10 protein-coding genes and 1 pseudogene are annotated in these 8,952 nt (G+C 59.7%); 7 read left to right on the forward strand and 4 right to left on the reverse strand.

Annotated features, from left to right (window positions below):
- Positions 1-44: 44 nt before the first annotated feature.
- Positions 45-1,298, reverse strand: coding sequence for a cytochrome P450 (locus Q4610_RS15645; RefSeq protein WP_304536893.1), 1,254 nt, complete (start codon positions 1,296-1,298; stop codon positions 45-47).
- Positions 1,299-1,546: 248 nt separating this feature from the next.
- Between Q4610_RS15645 and Q4610_RS15650 the strand changes: the two genes are divergently transcribed.
- The 6 genes from Q4610_RS15650 to Q4610_RS15675 all read left to right on the forward strand — a co-directional run bounded on the left by Q4610_RS15650 (position 1,547) and on the right by Q4610_RS15675 (position 4,605).
- Positions 1,547-1,798: a hypothetical protein gene (locus tag Q4610_RS15650; protein WP_304536894.1), complete on the forward strand. Its 252-nt coding sequence runs from the start codon at positions 1,547-1,549 to the stop codon at positions 1,796-1,798.
- Between the two features lie 80 nt (positions 1,799-1,878).
- Positions 1,879-2,112 (forward strand): hypothetical protein, encoded by a 234-nt coding sequence (locus tag Q4610_RS15655; protein WP_304536895.1) that lies wholly within the window; start codon positions 1,879-1,881, stop codon positions 2,110-2,112.
- The gene (locus Q4610_RS15660; RefSeq protein ID WP_304536896.1) at positions 2,070-2,393 is read left to right on the forward strand and encodes an acyl-CoA dehydrogenase family protein; all 324 of its coding nucleotides are present in this window, start codon (positions 2,070-2,072) and stop codon (positions 2,391-2,393) included. Before Q4610_RS15655 ends, Q4610_RS15660 begins: the two co-directional genes overlap by 43 nt.
- 13 nt (positions 2,394-2,406) lie before the next feature.
- The gene (locus Q4610_RS15665; RefSeq protein WP_304536897.1) at positions 2,407-3,462 is read left to right on the forward strand and encodes a phosphotransferase; all 1,056 of its coding nucleotides are present in this window, start codon (positions 2,407-2,409) and stop codon (positions 3,460-3,462) included.
- Positions 3,463-3,689: 227 nt separating this feature from the next.
- Positions 3,690-3,818, forward strand: coding sequence for a hypothetical protein (locus tag Q4610_RS15670; protein ID WP_304536898.1), 129 nt, complete (start codon positions 3,690-3,692; stop codon positions 3,816-3,818).
- A 511-nt stretch (positions 3,819-4,329) separates the two neighbouring features.
- Positions 4,330-4,605, forward strand: a complete 276-nt coding sequence (locus Q4610_RS15675) for a hypothetical protein (protein WP_304536899.1) — start codon at positions 4,330-4,332, stop codon at positions 4,603-4,605.
- Between the two features lie 865 nt (positions 4,606-5,470).
- Here the strand turns inward: Q4610_RS15675 and Q4610_RS15680 are convergent.
- Positions 5,471-6,154 (reverse strand): SDR family NAD(P)-dependent oxidoreductase, encoded by a 684-nt coding sequence (locus tag Q4610_RS15680; protein WP_304536900.1) that lies wholly within the window; start codon positions 6,152-6,154, stop codon positions 5,471-5,473.
- Positions 6,155-6,509: 355 nt separating this feature from the next.
- A complete protein-coding gene (locus tag Q4610_RS15685; RefSeq protein ID WP_304536901.1) occupies positions 6,510-7,415 on the reverse strand; it encodes a LysR family transcriptional regulator in 906 nt (301 codons plus the stop codon).
- A gap of 107 nt (positions 7,416-7,522) precedes the next feature.
- Here Q4610_RS15685 and Q4610_RS15690 point away from each other — a divergent pair, with 107 nt between their 5' ends.
- Positions 7,523-8,833 (forward strand): acyl-CoA dehydrogenase family protein, encoded by a 1,311-nt coding sequence (locus tag Q4610_RS15690; protein ID WP_304536902.1) that lies wholly within the window; start codon positions 7,523-7,525, stop codon positions 8,831-8,833.
- Here Q4610_RS15690 and Q4610_RS15695 read toward each other — a convergent pair.
- Positions 8,830-8,952: pseudogene (locus tag Q4610_RS15695) on the reverse strand (IS5/IS1182 family transposase); the annotation flags it as partial. The gene Q4610_RS15690 and the pseudogene Q4610_RS15695 sit on opposite strands and share 4 nt — an antisense overlap.

Raw genomic sequence — 8,952 nt, forward strand, 5'->3', positions numbered from 1 at the left:
CAGCGTTCCTCTCTTTTGCGGATATCTGTTGTCGGGCGAAAGGTTCACCGGGCCTCGAACCGGATCGGCAGGCGCTTTGGCCCGCTAACGAAGATCGACTGGGTCCAAGCGGGCGTACCTGCGATTTCCAGCGACTTCAGCCGAGGCAACAATTCCTCCAGCAGGATTCGCATTTCCAGCTTCGCAAGGTGCTGGCCAAGGCAGACATGTGCGCCATAGCCAAAGGCGATCTGCTTGTTGGGCGTGCGGTCCACCTGGAAATCGAAGGGGGCGTCAAACACATCTTCATCGCGGTTGGCGGAAAGATAGGACAGCATCAGCCAGTCGCCGGCCTTGATCTTCTGGCCGCGCAGTTCGTAATCTTCCGTCGCCGTGCGCATGAAATGTTTGACCGGCGTTGTCCAGCGGATGGCTTCCTCCACAAGGCCGCCGATGAGAGACGGGTCGTCCTGGACCCGCTTCAGCAGATCAGGCCGTTCCGCCAAAGCCCACAGCGCACCGGAAGTCGACGCAGAGGTGGTGTCGTGGCCCGCGGTCGCGACGATGACATAATAGCCGTTCGCGTCCCGTTCCGAAATGGGCTTGCCGTCAATCTGCGCGTTCGCGATCACGGTCGCCACATCCTCGCGCGGATTGATGCGACGGTCCTCCGTCAACTTGTTGAAATAATCATGGAAATCGCCGAGCACGGCCTGGAACATGGCGAGTGCCTTGCCCGTGTCCTTGAAGGCGTCCGCGTCTCGTGCGAGTTCGGGATCCCGGGCGCCGAACAGTTGCTGGGTAAGGACGAGCATGCGGCCCTCATCCTCCTCCGGTACGCCGAGAATCTCCATAACCACGTGCAGGGGATAATGGAGGGCGACGTCGGATACGAAATCGCATTCCCCGCCGCGCGCGAGCATGCGGTCGATATGTGCGCGGGCGATGGTGCGTATGCGGTCGGACAGTTTCTTGATGTTACCCGGCATGAACCAGGACTGGGTCAGCGATCGATAGATGCGGTGCTCGCGATCGTCCATATTCACGAGCGAGCGCGTGAGATGCGGCGAGTGCATCACGCTTTCGACTGCCCGCAGCATGTCCCGAGGGATGAGCACGGTCGATCGGTCGCCATTGCGGAAGATATTGGCCTGCCGCTCGATCTCCGTCACGTCCTCATGCTTCGTCACCAGCCAAAACGGCTCATATTCCGAGGTAATGATCTGGGTCACGGGCTGGTTGGCGCGAAGCCATCCCAGAGCGTCATGCACCTTTTCGGGGTTTCCGAAGCTGCGCGGATTGGTGATCATCTCGGCCATATCCGTGGGCGCCATCATCTGCCCGGATGCTGGAGCTGTGTCTGAAGCCGTCATGTTAGTCCTTCTCCGTTAGTCCTGCCCGCATCGTCCGGACAACCTGGCTATCGCGCGTGGTGGTTCTTCACCAAGGGCTATCAGGTCGCGTGGCCACTTTCAACTGTCTAGTTAACAACGCCGCAGACAGTTCGCCCGTCACGCGTACCCGATTAACCGATAAATGATCGGTTAATATCGGTCGGGTCTGGAGTATGTTAAACGACCCCGATCTGCGGTACACCTTCGCTGACGGCGGCGGGCAACGTCCAGCTGTTGTCGTTCATCCCGGTCTGATCATGACCGATCTCGGCAAACATCTGACGCCCGAGGACTTTGAGAATATATGCGAGACGTTGAGGGATTATCGGGAATATATCCAGCAGATCAAGACGCTGGAGGCCGGCGCCATGGACGGACGCCTTCGGGTCAGGACAAATGGCGACGCGAATGCGAGTCCTCTTTGATGGTATGAGGCGACCATCTGCGCGGACGCAAATGATGGTCGAGCGGGATGGGCGATCCCCGTCTTAAGTGGACGATGGTGATGAGCAAGGCCGATACGCAAGCATCCAGACACAGCCAGCAAGCGATGGTTCGGGCGCCCCATGAATCCCAAGGGCTGAAGGTTGTGCGCATTTTGTCGATATCCCGGTTCGCCACCGCGCCACACGGCGGTGCCGAAGCTGTGCTGGAAAATGTGCAGGCGACAGCGGCCGCCCAAAGAAGCGGGTGGCGTTGGGCAAAGCGATTTCTGATCATTCCGTCTGGCATGAAATGATCGCCCAAGCCCGTATCGACATGTCGCGATTGCTGACGCTTAAGACGGCGGATATGATGGACAAGGTTGAGAGCAAGGGCGCGCAGCTTGGAAAGCGCGCTGGTCAAGGAAGGGCTGCACAAGCTCGCCTGCCGCATCATCGACGACGTCATTCGGGGCAGGCGGTCACTCCGGATGACGTGCATAATCGCGCCATTGCCCGGCTAGGACTGGTGGAAATATCGTTGGGATGTGCAAATTGCCGGATGCGACCACGACAGGCCGCGCAGGGCTTAGAGTAACCGGGAGTTCGACATGATGGATCTGGATGAGGCGATGGCTGATGTGATGCCGGCGCATCGCTTCGACCCAGCACCGCTGGAAGCCTATCTACGCCGGCATATCGCCGGCTTCGGTCGCAATATGCGGGTGTCGCAGATACAGGGCGGTGTTTCCAACCCGACGTTGCTCCTTTCGGCCGAGGGCAAGGACGGCCTGCAACGCTATGTGGTGCGCAAGAAGCCGCCGGGCGCGTTGCTGCCCAGTGCGCATCGCATCGACCGCGAATATCGGGTCATGACCGCGCTGGCTGCGCAAGGCGTACCTGTGCCGCACATGCGTCTATATTGCGACGATGCCAGCGTGGTCGGCACGGAATTCTTCCTCATGGACTATCTGGAAGGCCGCGTGTTCCGTGACGCACGCCTGCCCGGTCAGTTACCGCAGGAGCGCTCAGCTATCTACGACTCGCTCAACGAGACGCTGGCGCAACTCCATTCCGTCGACCCGGAGGCAGCCGGGCTGGGCGACTATGGTCCCAAGGGCAATTATTTCGAGCGACAGATCGCCCGCTGGACCAAGCAATATCGTGCCGCGGAAACGGAACATCTGCCGGCGATGGAAGAATTGATCCGTCGGCTGCCCGAAGCGGTTCCGCCAGATGACCAGGTGGGTATCGCCCATGGCGACTATCGGTTGGAAAATGTGATGTTCCACCCGACAGAGCCCAGGGTCATCGCCATATTGGATTGGGAATTGTCGACGCTGGGCCATCCGATGGCCGACCTGGCCTATAACTGCTTCATGTGGCACAGCCATGATGCCACATGGGGGACGTTCGACGGCATCGATTTCGCGACCAGCGGCATCCCGACGGAGGACGACTATGTCGCTGCCTATTGCCGCCGTACGGGCCGCGACTCCATCTCCCACTGGAACTTCTACATGGCGTTTGGCATCTTCCGCCTCGCCTCTATCGGTCAGGGCGTCTACAAACGCGCGTTGCTGGGGAATATGGCGATGGACCGGCAGATGGAGAACGGCACCGCCACTATCGCGCAGCAGGCGCTCGATATTTTCCAACGCGTCTGACCGACTGCTTATGCCATAGCGGATTGGGTGGCTGGATATGGAATCGTGCCCGCCTGGTCGATCCGGCATCGGATATGAGCCGATATCATACTGGTGGCGGGCAATATGCGACCGACATCGCCGACTAGGATACGATCGGCTATGATCGGGAGCAATACGCCACCGTCAACACCCTGCCGAACGGGGACTGGCGCCGTGTCTGTCCTGCCCATGGCATCGAATGGGTCTTGGTCAATGGAGAACCCATCATCCACAATGGCGAAGCAACGGGCGCTACGCCCGGCACGATGCTGAGCGGGCCGGGCATGGAGTTCGACCGCGACCATCTGGCGGATCTGCCCCTCGCTGCCGAATGACAGCACCAAACTGGCACGGGAAACAAGATATCAATCGGATCTCCTTAGAATGACGATCCTGAATACCCTGTTTCCTGTACTCCGAATATGCTGGCGACGGTTCAGCGCGCGCCTCGCCGGGTTTCATCGCTCGCCAGATCAGTGAGAGGAGGGGATGGGTCGCATCCGCGAACACGACCGCATTTCGCCCCACAAGCTGTAATATTCTGACATCGATGTGTGCCGCAGTTGCCGTGTCGCCACTATTGCGAGGTGAGGGATCGGATGCCAAGCGCTGGCGGCGATACGCTGGGAGAAATATTGGTCGGGCGTGCCCGAGGGGAAGCGTAAGTTAGCCGTCACCGTACCGCAGTTGTCCCGATCCAGACGTGGCAGGCAGCGAGCCTGCGTGCAATCACCAACACATGCAACAAATGCAATCGCTTATTCACTTTTTGCATGTGGAATAGAGTTTCATCATGCAACTGGCGATGCTAGCGGGCACAAGCTTTTAATGGATTTGGGGGAACTTATGAAACGTCTCGCTCTTTTCGCTGCACTTCTTTCCCTCGGCACGGGCGCACTGGCCGCTGACGAACTGGTTGTGAAGCCGCGCGCCTTGGTCAAGACATCGGACGGCCGCCGCGTTGGCCACGTCGAGCGCATCGTCAAGGATTCAGCCGGTGCAGCGAGCGCGGTTCAGATCATCTATCGCGAGCGCTTCGTGCTGATCCCGGTTTCGACCCTGTCGGCGGCTGGCAAGGGTCTTGTGACAAGCCTGAGCACCGCCGAAGTCAACAAACTCTGATGCGGTCGGCCGTTTCGACGGTCTCCTGATAAAGCCTGTCCTGGCGGCATTCGTGATCGCGATTGCGCCGGGTGGGCTCGTCTGTAGTCGGCGTTGATACCGGCTCCTGAGACACTGTATGATAGCCCATGCCGCGTATCTCTGTCGCGCCGGTCACCTGAGCGGTTAGAACTCGCAACAGGAGACAGGCGCGATGATCAAGCAAAAAGAAGAGCTCAAGCAGGAGGCGGTGCGGATTGCATCGACCTGTTGGCAGCGCCGCAGGCAGATCGGCGAATGGAAATGAACGCCTTCGCCTTGAGAACCGCGCGCTGCGGGAGGAGAGCGAAGTGCTAAAAAAGGCCACGCAGGTCTTCGCAAACCAAAGCCCGTGAAGTTCGCGTTTGTGCATAGCTGGCGGCACCCGTGGCCCGTTGAACTGCTCTACTCAGTAAGCGTAACTATCGTTCGTGGCGCCCGCGACCCATCAGCCAACGTCCTGGGCAGCTATGGCCGTCCTAGGATGACCATGGAACTCAAGGAGGTTGGGCTCGACGTTGGCGAGCGCCGGATCGGCCAGCTGATGACCATCCGGTGATCTTGACGCAACCGATCCAGCAACATCTGTCGGCGTTGCAAGCCTGGCGGCGGCGCATCCTCACACCAACGTTTGCCGGGCTCCACCCGCGTCAACATATCAAACCACGAAAGTTCGCCTTGGCGCACCGCCAGCACCGGCATAATCCGGTCCTCCCATGGGAAGACCATGACCACCGGGGTCGCCGCCGATGCCGAGCGTGTCATCTCTATCCAGGGGAGGGGTGCCATTGCTATCCTGGCTCCGCAGACTGAGACTCCGGCACACCATGAGAGGATGAGAAAGAGGTCAGCCGCCCCTGGAAACCGGGATGAGCGCACCACTGATTGCACGCGCGCCGGGCGAGGCCAGGAACAGGATCACGTCGGCCACTGCCGCCGGCTGAACCCACTGGCCGAAATCGGCGTCCGGCATGTCGGCCCGGTTGGTCGGGGTATCGATGATGCTGGGCAGGATCGCGTTGACCGTAATATCCTTACCCATCAGTTCGGCGGCCAGACTTTCGGTCAGTTTGTGGACGGCCATTTTCGATGCCGCATAGCTGCCCATGCCCGCCGCCGCGACCACCGCGCTGCCCGCTCCGATATTGATGATACGCGCCCCTGCGGCCTTTTCCAGTTCGGGCAGGGCAGCCCTGGTCATGTTGATGCATGTTACCGCGTTCATCGCGAACATCCTGTTCCAGGAGGTGGCATCGCCATCGGCCAGCGTCTCCCATGTGAAGCCGCCAGCGACATTGACCAATATGTCGATCGATCCCAGCGCCGCGACGACATCGGAAACAGCCTTCAGCGCGGCGTCGGCATTGGTCAGGTCTATGCCGCCAATGTCGATCCCGCCGTCGATCGCAATCCCCGGAGACGGCGCGTAATCGACCCTCGCCACCTTATCACCCTGGGCTGCGAAAGCATCGGCGACCGCGCCGCCCAATACACCGAAAGCCCCGGTCACAACGACAACCCGACCGCTCATATCTGCCTCCTCCATTGCTTGGCGGGTGGGCTAGACCATTTTGCCGGGCGTTGAAACCACGTTAGCAAGCATTCCGAAAAGGCAATGTAATAATGCGATAATATATATTATGTTAAATACACTATCTCGCGACAAACGCGTTTAGCTGTACCACTCGCTGTATCGCTTTGTAGAAGGCTCAATCCTTAAGGATCAGGCCGCTTGCCCTGGCGCCGCCTATTGCCATCGCGTGATGCTTAGCGCGCCTACAGCATTTTCACATTGCCGACAGGAAACCCAGGACGACGACCATTTTCGGTCCGGTGGAGCGAGCGAACCGGAATCCGGGGTATCCAGCGGATGCCGACGGACGAGATTATGCCGTTTGACGTCCGGCGCAGAAGGCAAGGAAGGCGCTTGCCCCTTCGCGCAAATCCCGCCTCGGCGTGATGACGGTCAGGCGCGTGCGAAGGTCCAAATCGTCCGCCCGCCGCCGAACCATTCCGGCGGGCGGATCGCCAAACCAGCCAAGGTCTACCGCCGCGAGCTTGCGCACGGCGGCATAGCGCAACACTGAACGGCCGTCTCCCTCTGGCATTGAACGCGATTGTGCGCCGATCGCAAAAAGATGGCGGCTGAGATATTCGGACAAGGCCACGCCATGTGCCCTACCGACCGTGGCAATCTCCACACCGCGCAGCGCTCCCGCCGGCAGCGGCTCTTCATGCAGCGGGTGACCGGCAGGCAGGGCAAGTTCCACCTGCCGCGACGCTATCGCCAGCCGATTGAGGCCGGGGTCCATCGGTTCAATCACCGACCCCACATCGACATCGGCCAGTTCTATCGTGATCGCCACGTCGATCTCTCCCGACCGCAGATCGGAAAGCAACTGTCCGTGCGCTCGCCCCAAAATGCTGATCCGCATCGCAGGCTGATCGATCATGAATGTTTCGATCAATTCGCATCGTTCGGGAATTGCCGCGCTATGATGCGCGACGCCTATGCGCAACTGGTTTTCACGAATATCGCGCGCGACCATGTTCAGCCAGTCGTTCTCCATGACGAAGCGACGGGCGCGATCCAAGAACAACCGCCCTTCCGGTGTCAGCGAGATGCGCCGATTATGCCGACGAAATAGCGGAAATCCCAGTTGTCGCTCCAGCTCCTTGATCTGGGCCGAAAGCGCTGGTTGGGTCAGGGCAAGCGTTTCCGCCGCGCGATTGAAAGAGCCCAGATCGGCAATGCGCACGAATGCTCGGTACGGACGCAAATGGATGTCCATGGCGCAAATCGATAAACGATCTTTATCAGTAAACGCAAACTTTAAAATTGGACCGATTTGCCGCCTCCTAGATACTCCGCGCCCATCGTCAAAGGAGAAGATGCGCCATGTGGAGTTTCCAAACCGATCCCGATTTCCAGGTCGAACTGGACTGGATCGCCCAATTCGTCCGTGAGGAGGTAGAGCCGCTAGACCACATATTGGGCAACCAGTACGATATCACCGATCCACGCTTTGTGGCCTTGGTTCGCCCGCTACAGGCGCGTGTTAAAGAACGCGGCCTCTGGGCGTGCCATCTGGGACCGGAACTGGGCGGGAAAGGCTATGGTCAGGTCAAGCTGGCATTGATGAACGAACAGTTCGGCCGGTCGCGATTCGGGCCGATCGTCTTTGGCTCACAAGCACCCGATACCGGCAATTCGGAAATCCTGGCGCACTACGGCACCAGCGAGCAAAAGAAGAACTGGCTCGAACCGCTGCTCGACAACCAGATTGTCTCTTGCTTCGCGATTACGGAGCCGCAGGGCGGAGCCGATCCGCTGGGCTTCGAGATGACCGCTGTGCAGGATGGCGACGAATGGGTGCTGAATGGCGAGAAGTGGTTCGCCTCCAATGCGCGTTATGCCAGCTTTTACATCGTTATGGCCGTAACCGACCCTGAAGCTGCAAACCCCTACAAGCGGGCATCGATGTTCATCGTCTCCGCCAACACGCCGGGCATAGAAATCATCCGCCACCATGGCTTCTACGGGGAAGCGTCGGCCAGCCACGGCCATGTCCGCTGGACCAATGTTCGCGTGCCGGCTGACGGCATGTTGGGTGAGCGCGGCGACGCGTTTGTGGTGGCGCAGGTTCGTCTGGGCGGCGGCCGGATGCATCATGCGATGCGCACCATCGCCGAAGCGACCAAATATCTGGAAATGATGTGTCAGCGCGTCCTGTCCCGCACGACGAAGGGAGAGCTTCTGGCCCGCAAGCAGATGGTGGAGGAAAAAATTGCCGACAGCTGGATTCAGTTGCGACAGTTCCGCCTGATGGTGCTGGAGGCTGCTTGGCTGGCCGATCAGGGCAATAGCTGGAAGGACATCCGCAAGCATGTTTCCGCCGTGAAAGCGACGATGCCCAAGGTGTTGCACGACATTACCGAGCGTGCCCTTCATTTGCATGGATCGCTCGGCATCTCGACCGAAGCGCCGTTCAGCGACGGCCTCATCAACTCCTATCACATCGCCTTGGCCGATGGCCCGACCGAGGTGCACAAGATGGTCGTCGCGCGCGAAGTACTAAAGCAATTCAGCCCGATTGAGGAGATGTTCCCGGATTACCTCCTCTACCGGCAGGAAGAGCATGCGATCACGCTTTACGGCGATCGGCTCGCGGAGATCGGCGCGAAACCCGTGCTCGCCAAGCGCATCTAGGCCGTAGACTCATAAGCTCGGAGCCACAGCCGCATTGAGGCGAGTTGGACCATGGCAAGGAAGTTGGTGGCCGTAGCGGGTGGCGACGCGGCGGAAGTGCTTCAGCTTGGAGAAGAACC

It is taken from the genome of Sphingobium cyanobacteriorum (assembly GCF_030580935.1).
Lineage (GTDB): Bacteria > Pseudomonadota > Alphaproteobacteria > Sphingomonadales > Sphingomonadaceae > Sphingobium > Sphingobium cyanobacteriorum.